The following is a 25975-nucleotide window of genomic DNA, read 5'->3' as shown; positions in this document are numbered from 1 at the left end:
TCCCGGCCCGCCACCTCCCACACCCTCCTGACCGCGGCCGCCCGGGTGGGCGCCGCCCGCGGGGGGCGGGGCCCGTCGGTCGGGGCCCCGGCCCCGCGAGGTACGACCAGAAGTCGACCGAACGAACAGGACCTCCGCTCCGTCGATGTTGATGAGGCCGGATACTTCTCCGGACTCGGACATGTCGGTTGGGGATTCGAAACCTGGAGGTCCGATCATGAGCTGGGCCAAGCGCTCCGTGCTCGCACTGCTGACGGCAGCCGTGGCGGCGTCGATTTCCGCCTGCGAGCCGGAGGAGGACACCGGGGAGGCAGCGGCGTCGTGCGTCTACGCGGTGACCTACGAAGGGCGCACCTACCGGGACGTGGCCAACGTGGAGTTCACCGTCGGCACCCAACTGGGCACGGCGACCCAGCCGCCCTGTGACGACAGGGGCGGCCAGAACAAGGGTGAGGAGCCGTCCACGACGGAAACCGCCTACGCCGTGGACGGCATCTCTCCCACCGTGGCCATCGCCGTCGGAGACGCACCCGATGACGTGAAGTTCGTCGCGGTCCACTCCGGCAACGAACTGCCGGCAGAGGTGCAGAAACTGATCGCCGACTCCTGGTGACCCAGCGCCCCGCGATCACGTCAACGGAGCACCTTGAGACTGCTCAGAAGGCATAGCGCACCCGCAGCCACGGCGCATGGCGGTCGATCAGGGTGCGCAGCGTCTGTACGGCCTCCCCCTTGACGCTGTTGCGGTAGCGGACGTTCGGCGCGCCGTTCTCGGAGCGCTTGGCCTGTTGGAGTTCCGGCCGCCACAGGGCCTCCTCGGCGCGGGGATGCCAGCCGAGGTTGACCTCGTGCAGCTCCTTGTTGTGGGTCAGCATGATCACCTCCGCGGCGGCCTGCTGTTTCACCCCCCGGGGCAGGACGTCGTCGAGGTGGGTGAGCAGCTCGGCCCAGGCCTCCTGCCACCCGGGGCGGACGACCACGGGGGAGAGGTTGAAGTGCACCTCGTACCCCGCGTCCAGGAAGTCCGCAGCGGCGCCGATCCGCTCGGCGACGGGTGAGGTGCGCACATCGAGCAGCCGGGCGTCGTCCGGCGGCATCAGCGAGAACCGGATTCGGGTGCGGCCACGCGGGTCGAGGGCCAGCAGGTCGGGGTTGACGAACTTGGTGGCGAAGGACGCCTTCGCCGTGGGCCACTGCCGGAAGGCGTGCACCAGGTCCGCGGTGTTGTCACAGACCAGGGCATCCACCGAGCAGTCGCCGTTCTCCCCGATGTCGTACACCCACGCCTCGGGGTCGCACTGGTTCGGCTCGGGCTTGTGTCCCTGCCGCGCCACGTGCCGGGCGAGGTGGGCGATGATCCGGTCGATGTTGGTGAAGACGGTGATGGGATTGGCGTACCCCTTGCGCCGGGGCACGTAGCAGTAGGCGCAGGCCATGGCGCAACCGTTGGAGGTGCCGGGAGCGATCCAGTCCGCGGACCGGCCGTTGGGGCGCGTGGTGAGCGTCTTCTTCTCACCCAGGACCAGCGTTTCCCCCTTGATGCGCACCCAGCGCTCGATGTTGCCCTGGTTGCCGTGCAACCCGGGGATGCCCCAGTGAGACTGCACCATGGTCACCGGGGCATCGGGAAACCGGGCGCTGATCTGCCTCCCGCGCGGCGACGCCGCAGCCGCGGGCTCGGCGTAGATCTCCCGTACGGGCAGCAGCCGGGCCACGGCGGAGGCACGGAACGCGGAGGGCCGGTCGGGCGCGGTGGGACCTGGGGAGAGGGCGTCGAGCCCGAACAGTGCGTCGGGGTCGTCGTCCGGGCTGCCGGACGGGTGGTGCATGAGTGCTCCCGTACGGATGGGGGCGAGGGGGCGGAAGGCGCTTCCCCTCACTTAACTGTACGGGGCACACACCGCCCCCGCGCGAAGTGACCGGCCATGATGGCCCTCTGGTGGACAGCTCCAGGACGTCGGGACTGGACGCCACCCTGACGATCGACGGGCGGATACTTGAAGCTGCGCGACCTCTGCGGGTTGTACGGCGAGGGAGAAGCTTGGCATGGTCACGGGTGTGGAATCACCAGTGCTCAGTTCGGATGACTACGCCTCGATCCACCACGCGGGGCAGGCTTTGGCCGAGCGATACGGCGTTGTCACGCTCAACGCGATGCTGGAGGGCTGGGCGTCCTTCGTCGAGGACGTCGAGGACGGTTTCGACGCAGACAGTGCCTTCGAATACAACCATGACGTGCGGTGCCGGGACTGGCTTGCCGAAGCGTGGCCGATGCTGACCGAAACCGTGCGCTCCCTTCGCGATGCGGAGTTGAGGGACCTGGACGCTCGTTACCTCAGTGCGACCGTGCCCCTCCGAGGAGTCGGTGCCGACCGCGCGGCACCTGGAGGCGGGCGATGGTGGCGCCATAGGCGGCCACGGCTCGTCGAGGGCGACGCGTCGGGGCTGCCGCCCGGATGGTGAAGCGGTCGGGGAGCTGGAGCGGTGGCGAGGTGTCCGCGCTCAGTCGGGCCCGGTCCAGTCGAAGGGGAAGTGTTTGCTCGACTTTCCCGAGCGTTCCCAGGAGAAGCCGAAGGCGTCGGCACGGTCCGCGGTGGCTCGTCCCCAGGTGGCGATCTGGCCTGGCCCCACCTCGGCGCCCGGGGCATTGTGGACCTGGACGCGGGTGCCCTCCCGTGTCGTCGGGCCGGCGAGTGCCTCAGCGGTGGCCGTGACCCGGCCGGGAATCTCGGCGCTCCAGGTGGCAAGGTCCTCGTCGATCTCCACACGGATCGGTGCGAAGTCCATGCCGCGCATCTCGGGCCGGAGCAGCTCCCCGAACCGTGCCGGCCAGCCCCCTGCCTCACCGCCGAAGACGGTCCCGAGCGCGGCACGCTGCCGGTCGTCGGCGCGTTCGTCGAGGAAGACCGCGGCGTACGCGTCGCTGTGCTCGCCGGCCCAGACGTTGCCCACGAAGGTGCCCAGCATCAGGACGTTCAGATCGTCGAGGCGTACGTCGCCGTAGTTGCCCTCACGGATGTGCCAGACCAGCACGCCTTCGCAGTCGCCGTACGTCGGGGGCTGCGCGAACGTGCAGGGACACGGTATGGCGCACTTGCATACGTCGAACCAGTCGCCCACCAGATGCCAGCTCGTCCCGGCGCTGACCTGTTCCGTCATCTCGCATCCCTCCCGTCGAGCCCGAGGGAGGCTCTGTCGGAGTGGCGAGACCGACCGCACATCCCGAGCCCGCACATCCCGAGCCCGCACGCGGATCGCGAGGCGGCCTCCCTTCCAGCTTGCCGCAGGTGCTCACATGTTGCTCATCGAAGGCGCAGAGTCCTGCAGCCCTGGCAGCAGCCAGTCCTGGAACGGCGCAAGCACGGCGAGGACCAGGAAGACCACACCCACCACTCCCGCGAGCAGGGGCCCCCGCGACCACAGTTTCTCCACGAAGATCACCACCGCCAGCCCGGCCATCGCCGCCACGTTCATCACCCCGAGCGGTATGAGGACGACCATCAGTCCAGCGCAGCAACCGACGCAGTAGCCGCCATGGTGGAGGCCGACGCGCAGATCGCGGGCCGGCTGCCGGAACCCGGCGTAGCGCACCAGCTGGCTCATGGGGTCACGGCAATGCCGCAGACAGACGTTTTTGAGAGGGCCCAGCTGGTAGAGGCCCGTAACCAGGAAGGCGACCGCTCCGATCCAGCGTCCCGCCGTCGGGTGATCGGCCACCAAGTCACCGGTGAAGTCCAGAGCGACGTAGGCGAGCAGCCCGAAGGCCGTCCACACCAGCAGATACCCGCCCACGAACTCCAAGGTGTGCCCCGTCCGGCTCCACCCGGACGATCGGCGTCCGAGCCCCCGTACCCAGGTGAGGGCCACCGGCGCCATGGACGGCAGCATCATGGCCGCCATCATCGCCACCCAGAGCAACAGGAACAGTGGCAGCGCCAACCCCATCGTGCCGGGCTCGACGCCCATGCCCCGGGCCTGCCCGACGGTTAGCAGCCAGGCGGGCACCGTGATCAGGACGACCAGCGACCAGGCGACCGCGAGCTCCCGCACCGGCAGCAGCCCCCCGCCCGACCCGGTGGGGGCGGGCGACCGCGCGGAGACGAGGACGGAAGTCCGGAAATGCCGCATCGGTGCACTCCCTGCGTACTACCTCAGGACAGCACGCCCCCCGCCACACCGCGACATCAGGACCGGTTCGCCAAGGGCGCTCACGTCGACGGTGAAGCCCTCGACGCCTGAGTATCCGGGGTTCCAGCGGCCGTCCTCTCGTCGCCTGGTGCGGAAGACGCCGGAGCGGCTGTATGCGGCGTCGGCCACCAGGTGGTCGGACGGTGACGGGGACGATCACAGCCCCGCAGCATGGTCGGGAACGTAGGTCTGCAGTTCGCGCGGCGGGCGCTGATAGCCGGTCGAGGGCGGTCGGTCGGGCAGCTCCAGCACCGGCGGCGGCGCCTCGTGGTAGGGCACGGATTCCAGCAAGTGGGCGATCATGTTCAGCCGGGCCCGGCGCTTGTCGTCGCTCTCGACGATGTACCACGGCGCCTCCGCGATGTCGGTGTGCACCAGCATCGCGTCCTTGGCGCGTGAGTACGCCTCCCAGTGGGTGATCGACTCCAGGTCCATCGGCGACAGCTTCCAGCGGCTCAGCGGGTCCTCCAGGCGCTTGCGGAAGCGCTCCTGCTGCTCGATGTCGCTGACCGAGAACCAGTACTTGCGCAGCAGGATGCCGTCCTCCACCAGCATCCGCTCGAAGATCGGGCACTGCCGCAGGAAGAGCTGGTACTCCTCCTTGGTGCAGAAGCCCATCACGTGCTCGACTCCGGCCCGGTTGTACCAGGACCGGTCGAACAGCACGATCTCTCCGGCGGCCGGCAGGTGCTCGACGTACCGCTGCAAGTACCACTGAGTGCGTTCGCGTTCGGTGGGCTTCGGCAGCGCGGCGATCCGGGCGATCCGCGGGTTGAGGTGCTCGGTGACCCGTTTGATGGTGCCGCCCTTGCCGGCGGCGTCGCGCCCCTCGAACACGACGACCAGCCGGGCCCCCTCCGCCCGCACCCACTCCTGGAGCTTCACCAACTCCATCTGCAGACGCAGCAGTTCCTTCTCGTACACCTTGCGTGGCAGCCTTGCCGCCTTGCTGTCCGACATGCCGTCTCCCGCTCCGGGGCTCCATCAGGACGCCGTGCAGGCACCGTACTGGCGGGCGGGCACGCCCGCACGGCGGACGGGGGACGGTGGACGTGGGTGCGGGGGGTCGAGCCGGCCGTCCCCTGGCGCTCGGACGGGGCCCCCGGGTGGGCGTCCTTCGAGTGGCCATCGTGGACGGAACCGAGGGACGCTGTAAGCGAGGCGGCGATTCCTGGCCCCGGCCGCGCGCCACGGTCGGCACGAGGGCCGCCGGCACAGACGCGTGTGCGGTGGATGGGAGAAGACCCATGAAGGTCGGAGTGCTGACCGGTGGCGGTGACTGCCCCGGCCTCAACGCCGTGATCCGCAGTGTCGTCCGCAAGGGCGTCCAGGAGTATTCGTTCGACTTCGTCGGCGTGCGCGACGGCTGGCTGGGTCTGCTCAAGAACGATGTCGTCCCCCTGGACATCGCCGGCGTTCGGGGGATCCTTCCCCGGGGCGGGACCATCCTCGGGTCCTCCCGCACGAACCCGTTCAAGCACGAGAACGGGCTGCAACGCGTACGGGAGACCCTCGCCGCGCACGATGTGGACGCGCTCGTCGTCATCGGCGGAGAGGACACGCTGGGAGCGGCGACGGAGCTCAGCCGGCAGGGGATCAACCTGGTCGGCGTGCCGAAGACCATCGACAACGACGTCACGGGCACCGACTACACCTTCGGCTTCGACACCGCCGTCGGCATCGCGACAGAGGCCATCGACCGCCTCCACACCACCGCCGAGTCACACATGCGAGCCCTCGTGGTGGAAGTGATGGGACGGCACTCCGGCTGGATCGCCCTGCACGCCGGCATCGCCGGCGGCGCCAACGTGATTCTCATCCCGGAGCGGCCCTTCGACATCGAACAGGTCTGTGAGCAGGTGAAGAGCCGGTTCCAGATCAACTACGCGCCGATCGTCGTCGTGGCCGAAGGCGCCGTCCCCAAGGAAGGGCAGATGATCCTCAAGGACCAGTCGCTGGACGAGTTCGGTCATGTACGACTCTCCGGCATCGGTGAATGGCTGGCCCAGGAGATCTCGGCACGCACCGAGAAGGACGCCCGCACCACGGTGCTGGGGCACATCCAGCGCGGTGGCACCCCGAGTGCCTTCGACCGATGGCTGGCCACCCGCTTCGGGCTGCACGCGATCGAGGCCGTCAAGGACGGGGACTTCGGCCGCATGGTCGCTCTCGAGAGCACACGCATCGTTCGCGTGCCCTTGGCCGACGCCACGGCGAAGAACAAAGTGGTGGATCCGTCGCTGTACGACGAGTTCGACGTGTTCTTCGGCTAGTGGTCACTCTCCGTGCGGTACGACCGCGACCGGGCAGCGGGCATGGTGCAGCACGGCATGTGCGACGGGGCCCAGCCGGCCCTCGGCCGCCCTCGGGTCGGTGCGGCGCCCCACGACGAGCAGGTCCGCACTCCGGGAGGCGTTCAGGAGCGCTTCCGCGGCATGGAGCAGCATGAGATCGGTGGCCACCGCCACTCTCGGGTACTTCTCCTGCCACGGACGCAGTGCGTCGGAAAGCCCCAGCACCTCCTGGTCTTCCCAGGTGGCGCGGTCTTCCTCGGTCACGACGAAGGTGCGCGGGGAGACCGATTCGGCGGGAAGGGCCCAGGCCTGTACCACGCGCAGGCGTGCCGTGCGGACGTCGGCGCTCCTGAACGCGAAGTCGGCCGCCTCACCGGCCTGCCGGTGGGCGTCGAAGCCCAGCACGATGAGGCCGGTGCCGCGCGTCGCGGACGCTCCGTCGGCGAAGGTGCCGGCAGGGGGAGGGACGAGCACGACGGGGCAGAGGGCCGCTGCCGCCATCCGCAGGGCGACCGAGCCGACCACAAGACCCTGAAAACCGCCTGTTCCGCGCGTGCCCACGACGAGGAGTCCGGCATCGCGTGCCGCGCCGAGGAGCGCGATGGTGGGGGGTTCGTCCGCCTGCTCGCCCGTCACCTCGAGGTCCGGGTAGCGGGCGGCGAGGTCCTCGATCGCCCGCTGGACCACCTGGGCGCCCATCAGGTGCAGGCGTTCCTGCGCCGGGCCCGGAACACTGCGCCCGGAGAGCCGCGGAGCCACCTGCAGCAGCCGTAGCGGAACACCGCGCAGAGCGGCCTCCCGCGCCGCCCACCCGGCCGCTGCCGCCGCACACTCGGATCCGTCGATGCCCGCCAGTACAGGGGGACGCATCCCGGCCTCCTTCGTCCGGCCCGCACCCGCGAGGGCGCCGTGTCTCCTCGTCTCCACTGTTCCATGCCGGGACCGCTCCGGCGCCCGGGCCGGAAGGGTGGGGCAGATCGAGGCGCTGGAGGGCACCTCGAAGCACCGGCCGGGGCGCTTCAGGGCCCTGCGCGGCGCTTCAGGGCCGGACGTGCCGTGGCGTCGGCGGTTCCGCTCGCGACGACCTCTCCGGCCGTGGCCGGAGAGCTCGGCCACCTCGCAGCCGGGCGGTCCGCCGGGTCAGTCCTCCGTCGGGGCGCGCAGCGGTTCGCCGACGCTCCTGAGATGGCGCAGCGCCTCCCGGTGCGAGGCGATCAGTCCCGTCTGGTGGTAAGGGATGCCCAACTCCGCGCAGTACCGCTCGGTGATGACCTGGGCGCCGGCGAGTGCGGGTGTCGGCATGCTGGGGAAGAGGTGGTGCTCGATCTGGTAGTTGAGTCCGCCCATGAAGGCGTCGACCAGTGCGCCGCCCCGGACGTTGCGCGAGGTGAGAACCTGGCGGCGCAGGAAGTCCAGCGTGGTCCCCTCCTCGATCATCGGCATCCCCTTGTGGTTCGGCGCGAACACCGAACCGAGGTAGATCCCGAACAGGCCTTGGTGCACAGCGAGGAAGACGAGTGCCTTGGCGGGGGAGAGGACGGTGAACAGACCGCCGAAGTACACCACGAAATGAGCCACCAGGAGTGTGCCTTCGAGTGCGGGCCTTTTCATCGACGGGCTCTTCAGAGCTCGAAAGCTGCTGAAGCTCAGATTCAACCCTTCGAGGGTCAACAGCGGGAAGAAGAGCGCGGCCTGGTACTTACCGACGAAACGCGGCAAACCCCGGGCCGTGCGCGCCTGTCGGCGCGACCAGACGAGAATGTCCGGCGAGACGTCCGGGTCCTTTCCCTCGTGGTTGGGGTTGGCGTGATGCCGGGTGTGCTTGTTCATCCACCACCCGTAGCTCATGCCCAGCAGCAGGTCCGCGACCAGCAGTCCCCCCACCTCGCTGGGCCGCCGACGGGAGAAGACCTGTCGGTGGGCGAGGTCGTGGGCGGCCAGCCCGAGCTGACCGAAGACCACGGCCAGGGCGACGGCGACGAACACCTGGCCCCAGCTGTCTCCCAGTGCGACGAATGCTCCGACGCACCCCGCGAGAGCCAGGGCGACCAGTCCGAAACGGACGGTGTAATACAGCGGACGGCGCCGGAGAAGCCCGGCCTCGGCTATGCGCCGAGACAATTCAGAGAAGTCACTTCCCCTGTTCTGCTTCTGTCGTTCTCCTCGTGTCGGTGGGTCCATCTGCAGCGCCATCGATGTGGTCATGAGGATCAGTATCCGGAGCATTCTCCGCCGACGAAATGACGTCCACCCCCTGAAGGGGGTGGAGTCAGCGCCACCATGGTTCCGGGGGAAGACCGCAGACACGGCCAAGACCAGGACCGGCGCCCGCCATGGCAGCCGGCCGTCGGTTCACCGCACCCGCGGCGGCACCAGGCGCGGAACGAAGACCTTCCGGGATGCGGCCGGAGAGCCGGCGCATCGCCGAGGGTGGGGATTCACCCGGTCAGGTGGGTGATCACCGAGCGCATCGCATGATGCAGGGCCGGGACCGTCTCCTCAGGTGCGTCGAGGGTTTCGAACCCATGGTGACCGTTGGGGACATCGACCACTTCGAGTCGCGCTGCGCACCTGTCGGCCGCGGCCACGAACGCATCGACGGTCGCGGCGATCTCGGGTGTCTCCCGCCCGGCACGGAGGAGGACGAAAGGCAGGGGCCCCGCCTCTTCGACCGCCCTGGCAGGGTGGAAGCGGCTGCCTGCCATTCCCCAGGCGGGAAGGGGGGCCAGGATGGGGTAAGAGGCGGCCAGACAGCGCAGCCAGGCGGGGGGTTGCGTGAGCCAGTCCGTGGTGAGGAGGCCACCGCCGGAGAAGAACCACAGGGCGATCCGGTCGGCGTCCACCCGGGCGTCGGCCCGCACCAGTTCCACCGCGGCGGCGATGTCCGCGGCGGCGCGCCCGTAGTCCGCGATGTCGTGCAGGCTGTGGTCGAGGGTCGCGCCGATCATGCCCTCGGCGGCGGCCAAGCGGGCGTAGCCCACCAGGGTCGGCCACTCACGCGGGCGCGGCCGCGCTCCGGCGGGTACGGGTCCACCGTGCACGAACACCACGGCCGGTCGCGGGCCGTCGCCGTCGGGAACGTACAGGTCGACTCGACCCCGGCGGTCGCGAGGCAGCTCGGGGACGTCCAGGGGGAACGGGCGCAGGTGGGCAGGCACCGGCGCATCGTCGCCGACCGGCCGCAGGCGGTGCCCCTCACCGGCCGCGGCCCGCAGCAGGACGTCTGCCAGCGCGGCAGGACACGACAGCATCGGCCAGTGCCCGGTGGGAAGTTCGAAGAAGGTGACCTGAGGTCGGGTGAGGGCGGCCAGCGCGGGGTCGCCGAAGTCGACGAGCCTCTGCACCAGGCCGATACTGGCACCGTTCCCCGAGCACAGCACGCCGGTGACGGGAACCGCGGCGACCGCTCCGGTCAGCCGCAGCGGCTGCAGCAGGGTGCCCAGCGGCTGTGGCGCCGCACGGGCGGTCAGCCGTTCCAGGGCCGCCTCGTCGACACCCTCGGTACTGCCCCAGCGCCCCCACTCGTCATGAGCCGGCGGCGACAGCACGCCCTCGCGCTCGCCCGCCTCGACGCGTGCGACCAGCTGCGCGCGCAGCGCCTGGTCCGGCACGGCGGCCAGCGCCGGAACACCGTTCTGCGGCATCCCGCTGTCCAGGTACACGACACGTGCGATGCGCTCCGCCCGCCGATCGGCGGCGCCGAGCACCGGGTGGATCCCGTAGTCGTGACCCACGAGCACGATCTCCCGCCCCGACGTCACGTCCACCGCGTCGATCGCCGCGATCACGTCCTCGATGTGCGTCTCCAGACCGACGTGCGCCGGCGTGGCGGGCCGGGCCGGGTCGATGCCCGTCAGCGGGACCGCGTGCGCCGCGCTGCCCACCCCGACCAGCCGCGCGGCCGTCTCCTGCCAGACATGAGCCCCGGTGAAAACACCCGCCACCATGATGAACACCTGCACGAAGCCCTCCCCGGACTCGTTCATGAACGCCGCGCCGGTCGCGTACGCCGTCGTCCGCGGGCAACGGCGTCTGCCCGGCCCGCGCCCCGGTACCGTAGGAACTCCCCCTAAGGGAGGTTCAACTGTCCACTTCACACGAGCTGTTGTGGAGCATCGGGGAGCTCGCCGAGCGGGCCGGTGCCACCGTGAAGACCGTCCGCTTCTATTCCGACCAGGGCCTGCTCCCCGAAGCCGCCCGCACCGCCGGCGGACACCGCCGCTACGGCCGCCGGGCACTGGAACGACTGCAGCTGATCCGCTCCCTGCGCAGTCTTGACCTGCCGCTGCCCGAGGTACGCCGCATCCTCGAGGACGAAGAGGCAGCCGGCCGGGCACTGGAGGGCGCCCTGGACAGCCGCCTGCGTGAGCTCGGCAGTGAGCTGAAGGCACTGCGCTGGCGGGAAGCGGCCCTCCAACTGGTGCGGGACTGCCCGCCGGCTCAGCGCGCCGGCCGGCTGAGGCTGCTCGGCACGCTGAACACCCCGCCGAGCACCGCACCACTGGCCAGGTTCTGGCGCACCTGGCTGCCGGCACGGATGCCGCGCCCGGCAACTGCGGCATTCCTGGAGGCGGCCGTCCCCCCGCCGCCCGACGAACCGCACCCGTCCCAGGTACTCGCCTTCGCCCGGCTGCATGCGATGACGACAGCCCCCTGCCCAGGCGGTCGGCAGCCCCAGCCGGATGTCCACCGAGTGGCAGGGGCCGACGGCGCCGTCCTGCTGTACGCGGGCCTCACCGAAGCCTTCGAACTCGCCGCCCCACACCTGCGCCGGGCACAGGACCCGCAGCCGGGCGAGGCCCTGGACGCCTACGTCGCGGCATACGCGAGCGCCTACCGCAGCCGTGACACCCCCGAGTTCCGCCGCTTGCTGGCTGCCCGTCTCTCGGCGGAGGCGCGTCTGGGCCGGTACTGGGAACTCGTCGCCGTCGTCCTGACTCCGCCGGGCGGCCGCCCGGAGCCGACCCCGGGCTCCGCGGACGACTGGCTGCGCGCGGCACTGCAGCTGGACAACGCCGGAGCAGCGTGAGTCACGTCGAACGAGGCGCCCGCGGATGCCTTTCGTACTGCTGCGGTCTTCGGTGACGTGCGGAGGGCCGGGCAGCCGGCCCCGGCCCGTCCGAGCAGGGACGCTCAACGCACGGGGAATCCACAGGAGTAGCCCTGTTCCTCGAGCCAGGGGAGGATCCGCCGCAGCGCCTCGACGGTCTGGGACCGGTCGCCGCCCGCGTCGTGGAAGAGAAGCGTCGGCCCGTTGGGCAGTTCCCGCTCCACGGTGGCGACGATGGCGTCCGTGCCGGGCCGCTCGAAGTCCTTGGTGTCCACGTTCCAGCCCAGCGGCCGCATCCCACGGGACGCGGCGAGCTTGCGGCTGTACGGGGTGAAGGCTCCGCCGGGTGCCCGGTAGTACATCGGCCGGACACCTCCGGACGCCTTGGTGATCATGCGTTCGGCGTCGAGGATCTGCTGTGACTGATAGGCCTGGGAGTTCTTGTCCATGGTGGTGTCGTGCGACACGGAGTGGTCGCACAGCCGATGCCCATCCGCGACGACCTTCTTCACGAGGTCCGGGTGCGCCTGCGCCTGCGTTCCCACCATGCAGAACGTGGCCTTCACCCCGTACTGCCGCAGCACGTCGAGCACTTGAGGGGTCCACACGGGGTCGGGGCCGTCGTCGATCGTGATGTTGACGCCACGCGCCCCCTTCTCCGAGGCATGCGCGATGCTGACGGCGACCGGCTCGGTGTCACCGTCGCGCGAGACGGACGCCTTTGCATTCGGTGCCGAGGTGGCGGGGGCGCCGGCCTGGGCGGACCACACCGAGGCACCGGTGGCGAGCACCGTCACCCCGAGCGCCGCCCCGATGACCTTGCCGTACCAGCCCCGCCCACCACCGTGCCGCGCCATGTCCGCCCCGCTCTTTCGAAGTTCCTCGCCCGATCCCCGGCCACCTTGCGGCCACCTGACAGGACGAGAGACGACGGCGGCGGGATCCGTCCGTTACGGATCTCGGACAATTCCGCAGGGGGCCGCGGACAAAACGACCCCTGAACACCCCCGGAAGAGTATGGCCCTGGTCGAAACTCAGCCTTGATCTGCCGCCCCGCGCTCACCCCAGCACGACGACCACCGCCAACGCCCCCACGAGTGAGTCGATCCGGTCCAGCAGCCCTCCCGCTCCCGCCAGCCACTGGCCCGAATCCTTGACCCCGGCACCGCGCTTGACGAGGGATTCCACCAAGTCGCCCGCCGGTCCGCCGACGGCCACCGCGGCCGCCGCCGGCCAGCTCCACGCCGAGAGCAGCGCGAGTACGGCGAGGCCCGCCGCCGCGCCGCACAGCGTTCCGCTCCACCGTTTGGCCGGGGACAGTGGCGACAACCGGGGTCCACCCAGCCGCCGACCGGTGAAGTACGCCACCACGTCGGCGATCGACACCGCGGCGAAAAGCGCCAGGCCGAGCGTCCCCAGCGGCGCCAACACGGCCAGCACGCCCAGCCAGACCAAGCCGAGCAGACCGGTGCCGAGCCGTCGCAGTCCGTCCTCGGCATCGCCGGCCACCAGCGGTACGGCGACCAGCGCGAGCGCCCCGGCGGCGCCCACCCGCCAGACCTGGTCCGGCGCCTCCGCTGCGGCGACGATCAACCCTGTCACGGCCGCGGCGAGCACCGCCCGGTCGACGCGGGGGAGTCGGGCCAGCACCCCGAACTCCAGCACCGCGACCACCGCGACGACTCCGGCGAGCAGGGCGATCCCGGGCCGCCCCCACCAGAACGCGGCAGTCACCACCGGCACGCCCACGGCCCACGCACACCACCGGACGATCAACTCCCGCCGCCGCGACGCCCCCACCGCCACGCCGCTCATCAGCAGTGCGCCGCCCAGCCACGGTGCCAGCGCGGCCACCGAGGTCACTGTGCCACCCCGACGCCCGGCAAAGCGCAGGGACGTGTGCGCAGTTCACCGAATGCAGCCCGGAAGGCGTCCACGATGCGCGCGTTCTCGCCGGCGCCGCGGACCGCGACGCGCACGGTGCGGCCCTCGTACGCCGGCGACAGCGGCGACAGGTCCCGCAGGTACACACCGTGGTGCCGGCACTCCGCGACCAGAGAGGCGGCGCTCGGCCCGCCCTGCGGCAGGGTCAGCGTCAGGAAATTGGCCACCGACTCCTCGACCGTGACCGAGGCGTCCACCGAGGCCAGGTCAGCGGCGAGCCTACGGCGCAGCTCGTGCGTGCGCCGCAGCGCGGTCGCGTAGTACGCCGGGTCGCGCAGTGCCGCCACGGCCGCCAGCTGGGCCGGAAGCCCGACCACCCAGGGCGGCGTCCACCGGCTCAGCTCCGCCGCCGTATCCGGCTCGGCCACCAGATATGCGGCGCGCACGCCGGACAGCGCGTACGTCTTCGACATCGAGGTGCAGACCACCACGCGCGGGTCCCGCACGGCGAACGGGGCGAGCGACTCGGCGGGATCGACGTAGCCGAGGTATGCCTCGTCGATCCACCACCGGGTCCGGCCCGGGGCGGCGGCGATGACCTCGCGCAGCTCGGCGGCCGGTGCGTGGCGGCCGGTCGGGTTGTTCGGGTTGACCACGACCACAAGGTCGTACGACCCGTCGGCGACGGCCGCCGACAACCTGACCGGATCGATTCGCCAGCCCTCTTCGCGCCGCAGCCGAAACCGGTCCACGCGGCAGCCGATCACCCGCTCCGTCACATGAGCGTATTCGCCGTATCCGGGGTCCATCAGCAGGACCCGGCTCGTCGGCGTCAGCCACCGGCCGAAGGCCCGGAAGATCAGGTCGGAGGAGCCGGCGCCGACCGTGAGCGTCTCCGGGGGCAGGCCGCGGACCGCTGCGAGCTCCGCGAGCAAGCCCTCCGCACCCGTGGGTGGTGAGGTGCGGGCGACCCACCCCACGTCCTCGGCGAGCGCGGCGCGCGCTCCGGGAGCCGGTGGGAACCAGGCGTCGAGCACGTCGGCCGCGACCACCTCGAGACGCCGTTCGAGCGTGCGGAAGTCCGCGCCGACCGCGGTGAACGAGGCCCCACCGTGCTCGCAGCCGTCCGGCCGGGGCGCGAACGGCGCGTCCAGCCGCCAGTCCACACCGGCCGCCAACCGGGCCAGGGTAGCCGCATGCCGCCCCGCGGCACCCCGGGAGAGCGCCGCCACCTCCCCGGTCAGCACTTCGAAGTCGACCGCCCCGCTACGGACGGTACGGCCGACGGGACGCAGACCCGCTACCCGGTACATGCCGACCAGGTCGGCACGGCCCATCGCCACCACCCGCCGCCCGCCCCGGGACGCGATCCAGCGCAGCGCCGCGTACATCAACAGTGGGCATGCCGCGCCCGCCCGTGCGTCGGGCTCGACGGTGAGCAGCCGCACCTCGAAGACGTCGGCCTCGTCGAGGAGCGGAAGCTCCGCCCGGGTCAGGTACTTGTCCAGCCCGTACCGGCCGGCCCAGGGCGGCGTCACGCTCACGAACCCGACACGGTCCGCACCCCGTGCCGCGACCAGGTAGACGTTGTCGCCGTCCAGCCCGTCGACCAGCCGCCCCTCGGCATTGGGCACGTGCTGGCCCAACTCCTCCGCGTAGACGCGGTGCCGCAGTTCATGAATCCAGGACAGGTCGGCGGCTGTGGCGGAACGCAGACTGAGGGCACGGGCCATCGGAACCTCTTCGTACGGGGACAAGGCGGTTCAGTCTGGCTACGACCGGCCTGCCGGCAGCAGGGGCGGACAGCTCGGACGGTTTGAGTACGCGTACTCAGGCGGTTCCGTGTCCTGTGGCCCCGGCCGTCGCGATCCGTCGCATGGAGCTCCAGGCTGTCCCGGGTTCCTTTTGCGCAGGACTCATGCCCGGCGAACCGCGTACCCCAGATACGTCACGACCGGCCTGCCCTCCGGCTCCAGCACCATGTCGACGAGGTCCGGCAGCTGATCATCGGTCAGCGTGCCACGCCTGCGCCCACGCGTCGCACGCACCAGACTGCGTACGTCGCGCGGCTTGAACGACGAGACGTCCTTGGCGGACAGCCCCGCCCGGTCGAGGGACTCGGCGAGTTCCACCGGGCGGCGCAGGCGGTGAGCGGCGTAGCGGCCCCGGGGCATGATCCGTGTGCTCGGGACGGTTTGGAAGGCGCCGAGGTAGACGAGACGGGACACGGGGGTGCGGTTCACCGTGTCGTAGACGAAGGCACCGCCGGGGCGCAGCACGCGTGCCGACTCCATGAGGACCGCATCCGGCCGTTCGGTGATCTCGAGGGTGTCGGCGCAGTACACGAGGTCGAAAGAGCGGTCCGGGAGGTCGAGTTCCTCCGCGGGCGTCGTCAGGTACGTGACGCCCGGTCCGCCGTCCGCGTCCAGTGCCAGGGCCGTCGCGGCGGGGGACGGATCGGCGGCCACGGTCTCGAACCCCAGCCGGGCGAGACCACGGGCCAGAAGGCCGCGCCCGCTGCCGACGACGAGCGCCCGGCTGCCGACCGCCGCGAGGCTCACCTCCCCGAGCACGCGCCCCAGGTACTCCATCCGCACGGACTGGAAGGTCACGGCACGAATGTGGCGCCCGTCGACGGCCGCGGGCGAGTCGAGTGCGATGTGCGGGGCGGTGGGCATGGCAGGCTCCCTCGACGATCAGGTTCAGGTTCCCACAGGGAACCTCGGCACTGACGAGTCCCCTCAAGTCCGAGCACCATCTGTCGAAAACAGCACCGGCTGCGGTCGGCCTGGACCTGAACACGGCGCTTCTCGCGGCCGCCGCCCGGCTCACGGCCGCAGGGGGGTACTGACGATCGATGCGGGGATCGGCCCCAGGCCTGACGGCGCGGGCCGCTGGTTACTCCGCGTGGTACAGGGCGAACGTGGTGAGTACCGCCGCATGGTCCGACGGCCAGTCGTTGCCGGCGACGTCGGGCCAGGCGCGTGGAGTGCCGCTGACGATGGTGCGGGAGTCGAGGACTCTCAGACCCTCCCCGTTGTGGAGGATGAAGTCGATGCGGTCGTGGGGTTCGGGCCTGCCACTGCCGTCCTCGTGTTCGGGGTGGACGGGGGACCAGGTGTGGCCGGGGTGGGCGACCGGGTCGGGGTGAGCCTCGCGGTAGGAGTCGCGCAGGCCCGCCTGCTCGGCGGCTTTCGTCACCGGCCATGGGACGTCCGGCCAGTCCAGGCGGGAAGGAGTGTTGAAGTCCCCGGTGAGAATCACGGGTCGGTCGGAGCCGGCGGAGTGCGCGATCCCGCGCAGGGTGTCCCGCATCTGTGTGAGACGGGCCCCTTCGTGGGCGATCAGCTCGGATGCGGGGAGGCCGTCGAAGGCGGCCTCGTAGGGCCCGTACGGCGTGTAGTGGAGATGGGCGGTCCAAACGTCCACGTCATGCGCCTCGTCGATGCGGATGCGGGCGCCGGCCGCGCCGTAGAAGCCGACGTCGGGGTCGCCGAGGCCGGCGGTGATCGGGTGGCGGCTGATGATGCCGAGGTTTTCGCCCGCCGTGTGGTGGTGCCAGCCGAGGGCCTCGGCCAGTTCCCGGGCCGCGGTGCCGCCTGTTTCCTGCAGTCCTACGACGTCGGCCCCGGTGTCGAGGATGACCTTGAGCTGCTTGGCCCGGTGGTCGTCGACCTTCGTCCCCCCGTGCCACAGGTTCCAGCTCAGCACGCGCAGCTCGCGGGGCAGCATGCCGCGCAACCGTTCAGGAGTGACGTCTTCGAGGCTGTCGCGCACCGTGCGTCCGGGCGCAGTGGCGATCGGTGCCAGGGAGGGCACCGCGAGCACCGCGCATCCGGCGGCCTCCGCGGAGGTGACGCCGGTCTGAGTGTCCTCCACGGCCACACAGCGGGCGGGGTCGGCCGCGAGGGCGCGGCAGGCGGCGAGGTAGGGGTCGGGGGCGGGCTTGGTGCGCTCGGTGTCGTCGGCGGTGATGGAGACCGCGAAGCGGTGGGTGCCGAGCGCGGCGAGGACGGTGTCGGCGACGACTCGGGGGGAGGCGGTGACCAGGGCGGTCGGAATGCCGTCGCGGGTGAGGGCGTCGAGAAGGTCGAGGGCGCCGCGGCGGGGGACGATTCCGGTGTGGACGCGGTCGGTGAACTCCCGGTGCAGCGCGGCGGCGAGCTCGGTGGCCGGCCGGCCCGTGTCCGATGCCAGCCACGCGGCGGTGTGCTCGACCGGTCGGCCGAGCACCTCCGGCTGGTCCGCTTCCGTCAGCTCCCGCCCGGCGACCTCTTCCACCGCCTCCCACCACAGGCGCTCGGTGTCGACGAGTGTGCCGTCCATGTCGAACAGGACAGCCTGGAGCGGCAGTCGGGTCACGGTTCCCTCTTTCACGTGGGGGGTTCTGGTGCGGGGAGCTTCAGCGTCCGGCCACCAGCACCGGCCGGTCGGGCAGCGACACTCGTACGGTGCTCCCGGCGCCGAGCGTGGCGGCCTCGTGGGTGGGCAGGTCGGCCTTGACCTCGACGCCGTTCGCGAGCCGTACGCTGAGGCGGGTGACCGCGCCGAGGAACGCCGTGGCGACCACCCGGGCGCTGCCCTGCTCGTCCGCCGCCACCCGGACCGCTTCGGGCCGGACCAGTACGTCCACCTCCGGCGTCGCGGGTGTTTCCCCGTCGACGGGGAGCCGCTGTCCGAGGACCTCGACCGTCGTGCCGTGCACCTGGCCGGGGATGCGGCTCATCGTGCCGACGAACTCGGCGACGAACGCGGTGGCGGGACGGCCGTACAGCTCGGCCGGGAGGGCGCACTGTTCAAGTTTCCCGGCGCGCATCACCGCGACCCGGTCGGCCATCGAGAGGGCCTCCTCCTGATCGTGCGTGACGAACAGGGTGGTGATGCCGAGTTCCTGCTGGAGGCGGCGGATCTCCTCGCGCAGAGTCAGGCGCACCTTGGCATCGAGCGCCGAGAGCGGTTCGTCGAGCAGCAGCACACGCGGGCGCAGGGCGAGCGCGCGGGCGAGGGCGACGCGCTGCTGCTGCCCGCCGGAGAGCTGATGCGGGAAACGGTCGCCCTTGTCGCCGAGGCCCACCAGGTCGAGCAACTCGGCGGCGCGGGAACGCCGTTCAGCAGTCCTCACCTTGCGCATGCGCAGCCCGAAGGCGACGTTGTCGAGGGCGTCGAGGTGAGGGAAGAGGCTGTACGACTGGAAGACCATGCCGGCGTCACGGCGGTGGGCCGGGACGCGGGTGACGTCTTCGCCGTCGACCAGCACTTGGCCGGCATCGGGCTGTTCGAACCCGGCGAGCATGCGCAGGGCGGTGGTCTTGCCGCAGCCGGAAGGACCGAGCAGCGCGAGCAGTTCGCCCGGCCGCACGTCCAGGTCGAGTCCGTCGAGGGCGACGGTCGTACCGAACTCCCTTCGCAATCCACGGAATTCGACGGCGGCAGCCTGGTCCGTGACAGCGGCCTTCTTCGGCGTGCGGGCAGTGGTGGCGGTCATGTTCATCCCTGGGAGGAAGTGGTTCGAGTACGCCCGCCGACGCCGGCCAGCGCGAGGAGCAGCGCCCAGGTGACGAGCAGGCTGAGCACGGAGACGGCGACGGACAGCTGGGCCTGGGAGCCGCTGACGTTCACGATCCACACGGCGAACGGCTGGAAGCCGAGCAACTGGGCGACGGTGAACTCACCGAGCACCAACGCCAGCGTCAGGAAGGAGGAGTTCAGCAGAGCCCCGCGCAGGTTCGGCAGCACGGCCCGCAGCAGCGCCTGCGCCCGGCTCGCCCCGCAGCTGCGGGCGGCCTCGACGAGGGTGCGGACGTCGATGGCGCGCAGCCCGGCGTCCAGCGCCCGGTACACGAACGGCAGGGCCATCACGACGTAGGCGAGGACCAGTACGAACGGAAAGCTCGGGTTCTGGATCGCCACGAAGGTCTGGAACAGCGGGGTGCGCGAGAGGTGGTCGGGCCCCCACTTCAGGACGGTGCCGATACCGGCGACGAACGCGATCGGCGGCACGACCAGCGGGAGCGAGCAGACCACCTCTACGACCGGACGCAGCCTGGGCGCGCCGAGCCGCAGCGCGACCGTGGCAGGCACCATCAGCAGCAGGACGAGCACGATGGTGGCGCCGGCCAGTTCCAGGGAGAGCAGCAGGCTGGAGCCGAAGCCGCCGGTGGAGAAGATCCGGGTATAGGCGTCGAAGGTGATGCCCTGGTTCGGCACGTCGACCGTGAAGACGACGGACGCGGCCAGCGGCACCAGGAAGTACAGCCCGGTACAGGCCAGAACGCCCCAGCGCCACAGGTTCAGGCGAGCCATCGCGCGCTCCTCCGTTGCAGGGGCAGGTAGACCGCCATGACCAGGCCGGCGACGAGGACCATGTCGAGGCTGAGGGCGAGCGCCACGTTCTCCTGGCCCACCAGCACGTTCCCGGACAGAGCGTCGGCGATCTGCAGGGTGACCAGCGGGACGGAACTGCCCACCATGGCGGCGGCGGTGGCATACGCGGCGAAGGCGCTGCCGAACAGCAGGACGAACCCGCCGAGCAGGGAGGGCGCGAGGACCGGCAGGGCGACGTGCAGCCAGTACTGGAGGGTGGTGGCACCGTTGTTGTGGGCGGCCTCGCGCCACTGGGAGCGCAGCCCCTCCAGGGCGGGGGTGATGGTGAGGACCATCAGCGGGATCAGGAAGTACAGGTAGACGATCACCAGACCCCAGAAGCTGTACAGGTCCCAGCCCGCGTCCGTGAGGCCCAGGTGCCGGGTCAGCACACCGGCGTTGCCCAGCGTGGCGACGAAGGCGAAGGCCAGCGGGACGCCGCCGAAGTTGGCGAGCACCCCGGAGGCGGTGAGCACGGCCTCGCGCAGCGCCCGGAAGCGTGAGGTCACCACGGCGTGGGCGAGCGGCAGTCCGACCGCGGTGGCGATGGCGGCCGAGACGGCGGACAGCTTGACGCTGCCGAGCAGCGCGGTCAGGTACGGCCCCTGAAGCGAGCTGGTCACGTTGGCCAGGCTGTAGGACGCGGTGCCGGTGGCCTGGTCCTTCACGGTGAAGGCTCCGTTCAGCATGGCGGCGGCGGGCAGGCCGAAGGCGATCGCCGTGAAGACGATCAGCGGCAGGACGGCGAGGAGGCCGGGTGCGTGGCCCCGCCGCTTCACCGAAGCGACGGGCACCGCTGCGGCCCCCGGGAGAGTGGCGGTCATCCGGAGACGGCCTTCCCCCAGCCCTCGGCGAGGACGGTCTTGGCCTTGCTCTGCTGGGCTTCGCTCGGGAAGGCGGGCGTACCGGTGACCTTGGGCAGCTTGGCCGCGGCGGCCTTGTCGAGGGTGCCGGCCTTCTCCATGGCGGCCATCAGTGCCGGGCGTGCGTAGCCCTTGAGCCACAGGTTCTGGCCCTCGGAGCTGTAGAGGTACTCCTCCCACAGGCGGGCCGCCGCCGGGTGCGGGGCGTCCTTGTTGATGGCCTGGGAGTAGTACTGCGCGAACTTGCCGTCGCTCGGGACCGTCACCTTCCAGTCCAGCCCCTTGGAGTTGAACTCGTCGGCGTACCCGGCGTTGAGGTAGTCCCAGTCGATGCTGATGGGCGTCTCGCCCTTCTCGACGGTGGCCGGGGTCGACTCGACGGGCGTGTAGTTGCCGTTCTTCTTCAGCTTGGCGAAGAAGTCGAGGCCGGGCTGGATGTCGTCGAAGGAACCGCCGTTCGCGAGAGCGGCCGCATACACGCCGGCGAAGGCCGAACCGGACTTGGTGGGGTTGCCGTTGAGGGCGACCTGGCCCTTGTACTGCGGCTTGAGCAGGTCGGCGAAGGTGGCCGGGCACTGCTTGACCCGCTTGGCGTCGCAGCCGATGGAGATGTAGCCGCCGTAGTCGTTGTACCAGCGGCCCTGCGCGTCCTTCTGCCCCTCGGGGATGTCGGCGAAGCCTTGCACCTTGTACGGCGCGAGCAGTCCCTGCTGGGCCGCGCTCAGGGCGAAGGAACTGCCGAGGTCGAGGACGTCGGGCGCGCGGTCCTGGCCCTTGCGTGAGGTGACGGCGTTGATCTCGTCCTGGCTGGCGGCGTCCGGGTTCTCGACCTGGACCTTGATGCCGTACTTCTTCTGGAAGCCGTCGATGAGGGCGCCGTAGTTGGCCCAGTCGCGGGGCAGCGCGATAGCGTGCAGCGTGCCCTCCTTCTTCGCCGCGGCGACCAGCTTGTCCATCCCGCCGAAGCCGGCGGCTGAGGCGGCGGTCGCGGCGCTCTTGCCGTCGGCGGTGGTCGAGGCGTTCTCGGGGGCGGCGCCGCAGGCGCTCAGGGCGAGCGCGGCGACGACGGCGAGGGAACCGCCCAGGACGGCTGTTCTCGGCAGGGCTGTGCTCGACAAGGACATGGACACGGCTGCTCCAGTTGGACGCACGAGGGATCAGGAGGCGTGGGGGAGACTTGTCTGGACAAGTTGGCCCCAAGTAGGCCCGCCGTAGATGTCCTGTCAGTGAACTCCGGCACAAGGTTTCCCCTAGATTTGCCCGTGCTCAGACCCGGTGAGGATCTCGCCGGATCTCGACTAGGCTGCTCATGCTGTGCACAGCGGCCGACTCAGAGGGGGAGCATGACGGCGCGACACGAGCAGATCGCCGACGAGCTGCGGCGGGCCATCGACCGCGAGGAGTACACCGTCGGCAACCGGCTGCCCTCAGAGGCGGAGCTCGCGGCCCACTACGGAGTCTCGCGCGGCACGGTCCGCCAGGCCGTCGCGGCCCTCACCGCCGAGGGCCTCATCGGCTCCCGCCAGGGGGCCCGCCGCGTCGTGCTGGCCGGCCGCCGCAGCCAGAGCTTCGCCGAGCTGCGCAGCTTCGCACAGTGGGCGCAGGCGATGGGCCGCGAGGCCACCGGGCGGGTGATCACCCAGGACTACCGCCCGGCAACGGCCGAGGACGCCGTACGCCTGCAACTCCGAGAGGGAACCGCGGTGTTGAGTGTCCTGCGGGTACGGGGCCTGGACGGCGAACCGGTGCTGCTGGAGCGCACGGTCTACGCGGACTGGATCTCGCCGGCCGTCGAGATGATCGAGCCCGACTGCTCCTCCGTCACCCAGCGCCTCTACCAGGACACAGGGCTGGTCTTCGCCTACGGCGAGCACGTCATCGACGCGGTCGCGGCCGGAGCCCAGGACGCCGCACTGCTCGGCATCCGCCGCACCAGCCCGCTGCTCAGAGTCCGCAGGATCACGACCACCCGTGAAGGGCGGCCGGTTGAATGGTCGGACGACCGCTACCGTTCGGACTCGGTGAGCTTCAGCGTGCACAACTCGACCGGGAACAACGCACTGGCGCGGAACACGGCGGAGTAGCGAGGAGCGCCTTCGGAGCCAACGGGTTCCGCGACTACTGCCGGTCCACCATTGACCGGGTGTCAGAGGTGGCTGTGGATGAGGTGCTGTCCAGCCTGACGATCAATTGGACTGGTGAGAGGCTGACGAGAGGGAAGGCGCATGCGGTCGCGGGTAGGCTGCGGCGGTGCGCACGGTGGAGCTGTTGTTGGACGAGGCGGCAGAGCGAGCGGTCCAAGAGGCCTGGCGGCGGCTCGCGGACGCGGGGCTGCCCAGTCAGGCGCGCCACCGCTCACCGACCAACAGCCCGCACATCACTCTGGCCGCCTGCCCGGAGCTGACCGCCCCCATCCGCTGGGAGCTCGCCGAGGTGGCCGCTGCACTGCCGCTGCCGGTGCGGTGCACCGGCGTGGTCCGCTTCGAGCGACCCACCTCGGTGCTGGCCTGGGCGCTGGACCTCGACTCCGCGCTGGACGGGCTGCACCGCCGGGTGTGGGAGGCGGTGGCCTCGGACAGTCCGCCCGAGACCCTCAACCCCTTCCACCGACCTGGGCGCTGGGCTCCGCACATCAGTCTCGGCCGGTCCCGCCGGGCCGGGGTTTTCGCAGACCGGCGGATTCCTGAGCTGCTGCCGGCGCCGCCGCAGTCGGCTCGCGTCACGATCCTGCGCAGCTATGACACCGAGACCGGTGCCTTGGAGGTGCTGGAGCCCCACCCCTGACCGATCAGCAGGTACATGATGGCTGGAAGTCCCCGACGGGCGTGACGGCGCCGTAAGGATTCCGTCATCCGCTACGGGCTACGGGACGGCAGTCCGCCGCGTTGAATGGGGAGCGACAGGCGGACTCTGAAGGGGCGAGGCAAGCATGAGGCGCGAGCGGAAGCCACTGACCAGGGCGTTGGTCATCGGGGTGCTGGTGGTGGCGGTGGCCGGAGTCGGTTTGGGGCTGTACTGGTTCCAGCCGTGGAAGCTGTGGCAGGACGAGACCGTCCAAGAAGCTCTGCCCGAGGGCGTCTCGGCCGCCGCCCCACCCACGGCGGCGACGGGGAGGCCCTCCTCACCGGTCGGGCCGCGGACGCTGGCGCGCGGTGAACTGATCAGCCACGAACACGCGACATCGGGCACGGTGAGACTCGTACAGCTGGCCGACGGCACCCACGTCGTCCGGCTGGAGAACCTCGACACCAGCAACGGACCGGACCTGCGCGTGTGGCTGACCGACGCACCCGTGAAGGAGGGGAAGTCCGGCTGGCACGTCTTCGACGACGGGAAGTACGTCAGCCTGGGCAAGCTCAAGGGCAACAAGGGAAGTCAGAACTACGTCCTGCCCGACGACGTCGACCCCGCTCGCTACACGAGTCTCAGCATCTGGTGCGACCGCTTCGACGTCTCCTTCGGCGCGGCCGAACTGGCCCGCGGCTGACATGCGCGCGGTCTCACGAGACCGGCATGACGGACGTCCACGGCCAGCCCGGACGGCACGGTGATGATCGGGCGGACCAGGCCCGATGCGGGTGCCGAGGCCGATCATGCTGCCGGAGAACCGCCCGCTGCCGAAGCCGATCTCGCCCCGGCAGTCGGAGTAGGTGTGGCGTCACACCTGTTCAGGCGTCGTAGGTGTGGAAGCCGCGTCCGCTCTTGCGGCCGAGGTGGCCCGCGGCGACCATGCGGCGCAGGAGGGCGGGCGGTGCGTACAGCGGCTCCTTGAACTCCTCGTACATCGACTCGGCCACCGCCTGGGCGGTGTCGAGGCCGATGAGGTCGAGCAGCCGCAACGGCCCCATGGGGTGGGCGCATCCGAGTTCCATGCCACGGTCGATGTCCTCCGGCTGCGCGGCGCCCGATTCCACCATCCGTACGGCGCTGAGCAGATAGGGCACGAGGAGCGCGTTGACGACGAAGCCGGAGCGGTCGGGCGCCTGGATGGACCGCTTGCCCAACCGCTCGGTGAGCGCGCGGGCGCGCTGCACGGTGTCCGCGCTGGTGACAAGGGCGGGAATGAGCTCGACCAGCTGCTGCACGGGCACGGGGTTGAAGAAGTGCATGCCGATGACCTGCGCGGGCCGCTCGGTGACGACGGCGAGATCGACGATGGGGATCGAGGAGGTGTTGGTGGCCAGGACTGCCGTGGGGTCCTCGACCGCCTTGTCCAGAGTGCGCAGGACATCGGCTTTGATGTCGCGGTTCTCGGCGACGGCCTCGACGACGAACTGGCGGTCGGCCATGTCGCTGAGATCGTGGGTGAACGAGAGCCTGGCGAGGGCCTGGCCCCGCTGCTCCTCGCCGAGCTTGCCGCGCCGTACGCCCCGGTCGAGGGAGGCGGTGAGCCGGCGGCGGCCTGCCTCCAGCGCGTCGGGTGTGGCCTCGGCGACGCGGACGTCGATACCGCTGCGGGCCGCGACTTCGGCGATGCCGGAGCCCATGAGGCCGCAGCCGACCACGCCGAGACGGGTAACGGGATCCATCTGAGGTCCTATCTGGTGAGTCGCCGCGGGGTTTCCGGGGCTGGGTCAGACGTTGCGGCGGTACTGGCCGCCCACCTCGAAGAAGGCCTCGGTGATCTGCTGAAGCGAGCAGACCCGCGTGGCGTCCATGAGGACGGCGAACACGTTGCGGCCGCTCGTCGCCGCGTCCCTGAGAGCCGCCAGGGCGTCTTCGGCCTGGTCGCGGTGGCGGGCGTGGAAGTCCCGCAGGCGTTCCAGCTGGGACTGCTTCTCCTCCTCGGTGGCCCGGGCGAGTTCCAGCTCCTGGGGCCGGCTGTCGCCACCGGGACGGAGGAAGGTGTTGACGCCGATGATGGGCAGGGTGCCGTCGTGTTTGCGCTGCTCGTACAGCATCGACTCGTCCTGGATGCGGCCCCGCTGGTAGCCGGTCTCCATCGCGCCCAGTACCCCACCGCGCTCGCTGATGCGCTCGAACTCCTGGAGTACGGCCTCCTCCACCAGGTCGGTGAGTTCGTCGATGACGAACGAGCCCTGGAGGGGGTTCTCGTTCATCGCCAGGCCCCACTCGCGGTTGATGACGAGCTGGATCGCCAGCGCCCGCCGCACCGACTCCTCGGAGGGGGTGGTGACGGCCTCGTCGTAGGCGTTGGTGTGCAGCGAGTTGGCGTTGTCGTAGATGGCGGTGAGGGCCTGCAGGGTGGTGCGGATGTCGTTGAAGTCCATCTCCTGGGCGTGCAGGGAGCGTCCTGAGGTCTGGACCGCGTCGGTGGGAGTGGCCCGTCAGTACTGCGGAGCGGTCGGGAAACGGGCGAACTGCCTGTGCTG

General features: G+C 70.7%; 24 protein-coding genes and 1 pseudogene. 7 read left to right on the top strand and 18 right to left on the bottom strand.

Annotated features, from left to right (window positions below; translation table 11 throughout):
* Positions 1 to 217 precede the first annotated feature (217 nt).
* A complete protein-coding gene (locus ABT116_RS21855; RefSeq protein WP_351636511.1) occupies positions 218 to 613 on the top strand; it encodes a DUF6281 family protein in 396 nt (131 codons plus the stop codon).
* A gap of 43 nt (positions 614 to 656) precedes the next feature.
* Here the strand turns inward: ABT116_RS21855 and ABT116_RS21850 are convergent, their stop codons facing one another.
* A complete protein-coding gene (locus ABT116_RS21850) occupies positions 657 to 1829 on the bottom strand; it encodes a spore photoproduct lyase family protein (RefSeq protein WP_351636509.1) in 1173 nt (390 codons plus the stop codon).
* Positions 1830 to 2046: 217 nt separating this feature from the next.
* Here ABT116_RS21850 and ABT116_RS21845 point away from each other — a divergent pair, with 217 nt between their 5' ends.
* On the top strand, positions 2047 to 2463 hold the full coding sequence (locus ABT116_RS21845; RefSeq protein WP_351636505.1) for a hypothetical protein: 417 nt from the start codon (positions 2047 to 2049) through the stop codon (positions 2461 to 2463).
* Positions 2464 to 2502: 39 nt separating this feature from the next.
* Here the strand turns inward: ABT116_RS21845 and ABT116_RS21840 are convergent, their stop codons facing one another.
* The 3 genes from ABT116_RS21840 to ppk2 all read right to left on the bottom strand — a co-directional run bounded on the left by ABT116_RS21840 (position 2503) and on the right by ppk2 (position 5148).
* Positions 2503 to 3159, bottom strand: coding sequence for a DUF1326 domain-containing protein (locus ABT116_RS21840; RefSeq protein WP_351636501.1), 657 nt, complete (start codon positions 3157 to 3159; stop codon positions 2503 to 2505).
* A gap of 132 nt (positions 3160 to 3291) precedes the next feature.
* Positions 3292 to 4128, bottom strand: a complete 837-nt coding sequence (locus ABT116_RS21835; RefSeq protein WP_351636498.1) for a DUF2182 domain-containing protein — start codon at positions 4126 to 4128, stop codon at positions 3292 to 3294.
* Positions 4129 to 4344: 216 nt separating this feature from the next.
* The gene (gene ppk2 / locus ABT116_RS21830) at positions 4345 to 5148 is read right to left on the bottom strand and encodes a polyphosphate kinase 2 (protein ID WP_351636494.1); all 804 of its coding nucleotides are present in this window, start codon (positions 5146 to 5148) and stop codon (positions 4345 to 4347) included.
* Between the two features lie 287 nt (positions 5149 to 5435).
* On the opposite strand from ppk2, the gene ABT116_RS21825 reads away from it, so the two are divergent.
* Complete coding sequence (locus tag ABT116_RS21825; protein WP_351636491.1) at positions 5436 to 6461, top strand: 6-phosphofructokinase; 1026 nt, start codon at positions 5436 to 5438, stop codon at positions 6459 to 6461.
* Between the two features lie 3 nt (positions 6462 to 6464).
* Here the strand turns inward: ABT116_RS21825 and ABT116_RS21820 are convergent, their stop codons facing one another.
* The 3 genes from ABT116_RS21820 to ABT116_RS21810 all read right to left on the bottom strand — a co-directional run bounded on the left by ABT116_RS21820 (position 6465) and on the right by ABT116_RS21810 (position 10444).
* Positions 6465 to 7352, bottom strand: a complete 888-nt coding sequence (locus tag ABT116_RS21820) for a universal stress protein (RefSeq protein WP_351636489.1) — start codon at positions 7350 to 7352, stop codon at positions 6465 to 6467.
* A 270-nt stretch (positions 7353 to 7622) separates the two neighbouring features.
* Positions 7623 to 8687: a fatty acid desaturase family protein gene (locus ABT116_RS21815; protein ID WP_502983910.1), complete on the bottom strand. Its 1065-nt coding sequence runs from the start codon at positions 8685 to 8687 to the stop codon at positions 7623 to 7625.
* A gap of 233 nt (positions 8688 to 8920) precedes the next feature.
* Positions 8921 to 10444, bottom strand: a complete 1524-nt coding sequence (locus ABT116_RS21810; protein WP_351636516.1) for an alpha/beta hydrolase — start codon at positions 10442 to 10444, stop codon at positions 8921 to 8923.
* A gap of 122 nt (positions 10445 to 10566) precedes the next feature.
* On the opposite strand from ABT116_RS21810, the gene ABT116_RS21805 reads away from it, so the two are divergent.
* Entirely contained in the window at positions 10567 to 11511 is a 945-nt protein-coding gene (locus tag ABT116_RS21805; RefSeq protein ID WP_351636514.1) for a helix-turn-helix domain-containing protein, read from the top strand.
* 104 nt (positions 11512 to 11615) lie between these two features.
* Here the strand turns inward: ABT116_RS21805 and ABT116_RS21800 are convergent, their stop codons facing one another.
* The 9 genes from ABT116_RS21800 to ABT116_RS21760 form a co-directional block, all read right to left on the bottom strand.
* Entirely contained in the window at positions 11616 to 12389 is a 774-nt protein-coding gene (locus tag ABT116_RS21800; protein ID WP_351636486.1) for a polysaccharide deacetylase family protein, read from the bottom strand.
* 202 nt (positions 12390 to 12591) lie between these two features.
* Positions 12592 to 13395 carry a phosphatidate cytidylyltransferase gene (locus ABT116_RS21795; protein WP_351636483.1) on the bottom strand — a complete coding sequence of 268 codons (804 nt, stop codon included), beginning with the start codon at positions 13393 to 13395 and terminating at the stop codon, positions 12592 to 12594.
* The gene (locus ABT116_RS21790) at positions 13392 to 15149 is read right to left on the bottom strand and encodes a histidinol-phosphate aminotransferase family protein (RefSeq protein WP_351636479.1); all 1758 of its coding nucleotides are present in this window, start codon (positions 15147 to 15149) and stop codon (positions 13392 to 13394) included. Before ABT116_RS21790 ends, ABT116_RS21795 begins: the two co-directional genes overlap by 4 nt.
* A gap of 183 nt (positions 15150 to 15332) precedes the next feature.
* Positions 15333 to 16094, bottom strand: a complete 762-nt coding sequence (locus tag ABT116_RS21785) for a class I SAM-dependent methyltransferase (RefSeq protein ID WP_351636476.1) — start codon at positions 16092 to 16094, stop codon at positions 15333 to 15335.
* Between the two features lie 220 nt (positions 16095 to 16314).
* Positions 16315 to 17778, bottom strand: a complete 1464-nt coding sequence (locus tag ABT116_RS21780; RefSeq protein ID WP_351636472.1) for an HAD-IA family hydrolase — start codon at positions 17776 to 17778, stop codon at positions 16315 to 16317.
* A gap of 40 nt (positions 17779 to 17818) precedes the next feature.
* Positions 17819 to 18901, bottom strand: coding sequence for an ABC transporter ATP-binding protein (locus ABT116_RS21775; RefSeq protein ID WP_351636468.1), 1083 nt, complete (start codon positions 18899 to 18901; stop codon positions 17819 to 17821).
* A gap of 2 nt (positions 18902 to 18903) precedes the next feature.
* Complete coding sequence (locus ABT116_RS21770; protein WP_351636465.1) at positions 18904 to 19719, bottom strand: ABC transporter permease; 816 nt, start codon at positions 19717 to 19719, stop codon at positions 18904 to 18906.
* Complete coding sequence (locus ABT116_RS21765) at positions 19707 to 20603, bottom strand: ABC transporter permease (protein ID WP_351636461.1); 897 nt, start codon at positions 20601 to 20603, stop codon at positions 19707 to 19709. Before ABT116_RS21765 ends, ABT116_RS21770 begins: the two co-directional genes overlap by 13 nt.
* Complete coding sequence (locus ABT116_RS21760) at positions 20600 to 21766, bottom strand: ABC transporter substrate-binding protein (protein WP_351636457.1); 1167 nt, start codon at positions 21764 to 21766, stop codon at positions 20600 to 20602. The genes ABT116_RS21765 and ABT116_RS21760 overlap by 4 nt, the downstream gene beginning before the upstream one ends.
* A gap of 219 nt (positions 21767 to 21985) precedes the next feature.
* On the opposite strand from ABT116_RS21760, the gene ABT116_RS21755 reads away from it, so the two are divergent.
* From ABT116_RS21755 to ABT116_RS21745, 3 genes are all read left to right on the top strand, one after another.
* Positions 21986 to 22726 (top strand): GntR family transcriptional regulator, encoded by a 741-nt coding sequence (locus tag ABT116_RS21755; RefSeq protein ID WP_351636453.1) that lies wholly within the window; start codon positions 21986 to 21988, stop codon positions 22724 to 22726.
* Between the two features lie 166 nt (positions 22727 to 22892).
* Complete coding sequence (locus ABT116_RS21750; protein WP_351636449.1) at positions 22893 to 23426, top strand: 2'-5' RNA ligase family protein; 534 nt, start codon at positions 22893 to 22895, stop codon at positions 23424 to 23426.
* Positions 23427 to 23571: 145 nt separating this feature from the next.
* A complete protein-coding gene (locus tag ABT116_RS21745; protein ID WP_351636445.1) occupies positions 23572 to 24129 on the top strand; it encodes a DM13 domain-containing protein in 558 nt (185 codons plus the stop codon).
* 181 nt (positions 24130 to 24310) lie between these two features.
* Here ABT116_RS21745 and ABT116_RS21740 read toward each other — a convergent pair whose 3' ends face one another.
* On the bottom strand, positions 24311 to 25171 hold the full coding sequence (locus ABT116_RS21740) for a 3-hydroxybutyryl-CoA dehydrogenase (RefSeq protein WP_351636442.1): 861 nt from the start codon (positions 25169 to 25171) through the stop codon (positions 24311 to 24313).
* 45 nt (positions 25172 to 25216) lie between these two features.
* Positions 25217 to 25909 (bottom strand): annotated as a pseudogene (locus ABT116_RS21735) (methylmalonyl-CoA mutase family protein); the annotation flags it as partial.
* Between the last annotated feature and the right edge of the window lie 66 nt (positions 25910 to 25975).

The organism is Streptomyces sp. NPDC002130 (genome assembly GCF_040296465.1).
Classification (GTDB): domain Bacteria; phylum Actinomycetota; class Actinomycetes; order Streptomycetales; family Streptomycetaceae; genus Streptomyces.
The sequence above is the reverse complement of the archived record's forward strand: the minus strand, read 5'-3'. Positions and strand labels throughout refer to the sequence as shown.

Coding starts and splice junctions, on each gene's coding strand:
- ABT116_RS21855 (WP_351636511.1), top strand. CDS start 218: ATGAGCTGGGCCAAGCGCTCCGTGCTCGCACTGCTGACGGCAGCCGTG.
- ABT116_RS21850 (WP_351636509.1), bottom strand. CDS start 1,829: ATGCACCACCCGTCCGGCAGCCCGGACGACGACCCCGACGCACTGTTC.
- ABT116_RS21845 (WP_351636505.1), top strand. CDS start 2,047: ATGGTCACGGGTGTGGAATCACCAGTGCTCAGTTCGGATGACTACGCC.
- ABT116_RS21840 (WP_351636501.1), bottom strand. CDS start 3,159: ATGACGGAACAGGTCAGCGCCGGGACGAGCTGGCATCTGGTGGGCGAC.
- ABT116_RS21835 (WP_351636498.1), bottom strand. CDS start 4,128: ATGCGGCATTTCCGGACTTCCGTCCTCGTCTCCGCGCGGTCGCCCGCC.
- ppk2 (WP_351636494.1), bottom strand. CDS start 5,148: ATGTCGGACAGCAAGGCGGCAAGGCTGCCACGCAAGGTGTACGAGAAG.
- ABT116_RS21825 (WP_351636491.1), top strand. CDS start 5,436: ATGAAGGTCGGAGTGCTGACCGGTGGCGGTGACTGCCCCGGCCTCAAC.
- ABT116_RS21820 (WP_351636489.1), bottom strand. CDS start 7,352: ATGCGTCCCCCTGTACTGGCGGGCATCGACGGATCCGAGTGTGCGGCG.
- ABT116_RS21815 (WP_502983910.1), bottom strand. CDS start 8,687: ATGACCACATCGATGGCGCTGCAGATGGACCCACCGACACGAGGAGAA.
- ABT116_RS21800 (WP_351636486.1), bottom strand. CDS start 12,389: ATGGCGCGGCACGGTGGTGGGCGGGGCTGGTACGGCAAGGTCATCGGG.
- ABT116_RS21790 (WP_351636479.1), bottom strand. CDS start 15,149: ATGGCCCGTGCCCTCAGTCTGCGTTCCGCCACAGCCGCCGACCTGTCC.
- ABT116_RS21785 (WP_351636476.1), bottom strand. CDS start 16,094: ATGCCCACCGCCCCGCACATCGCACTCGACTCGCCCGCGGCCGTCGAC.
- ABT116_RS21775 (WP_351636468.1), bottom strand. CDS start 18,901: ATGACCGCCACCACTGCCCGCACGCCGAAGAAGGCCGCTGTCACGGAC.
- ABT116_RS21770 (WP_351636465.1), bottom strand. CDS start 19,719: ATGGCTCGCCTGAACCTGTGGCGCTGGGGCGTTCTGGCCTGTACCGGG.
- ABT116_RS21765 (WP_351636461.1), bottom strand. CDS start 20,603: ATGACCGCCACTCTCCCGGGGGCCGCAGCGGTGCCCGTCGCTTCGGTG.
- ABT116_RS21760 (WP_351636457.1), bottom strand. CDS start 21,766: ATGTCCTTGTCGAGCACAGCCCTGCCGAGAACAGCCGTCCTGGGCGGT.
- ABT116_RS21755 (WP_351636453.1), top strand. CDS start 21,986: ATGACGGCGCGACACGAGCAGATCGCCGACGAGCTGCGGCGGGCCATC.
- ABT116_RS21745 (WP_351636445.1), top strand. CDS start 23,572: ATGAGGCGCGAGCGGAAGCCACTGACCAGGGCGTTGGTCATCGGGGTG.
- ABT116_RS21740 (WP_351636442.1), bottom strand. CDS start 25,171: ATGGATCCCGTTACCCGTCTCGGCGTGGTCGGCTGCGGCCTCATGGGC.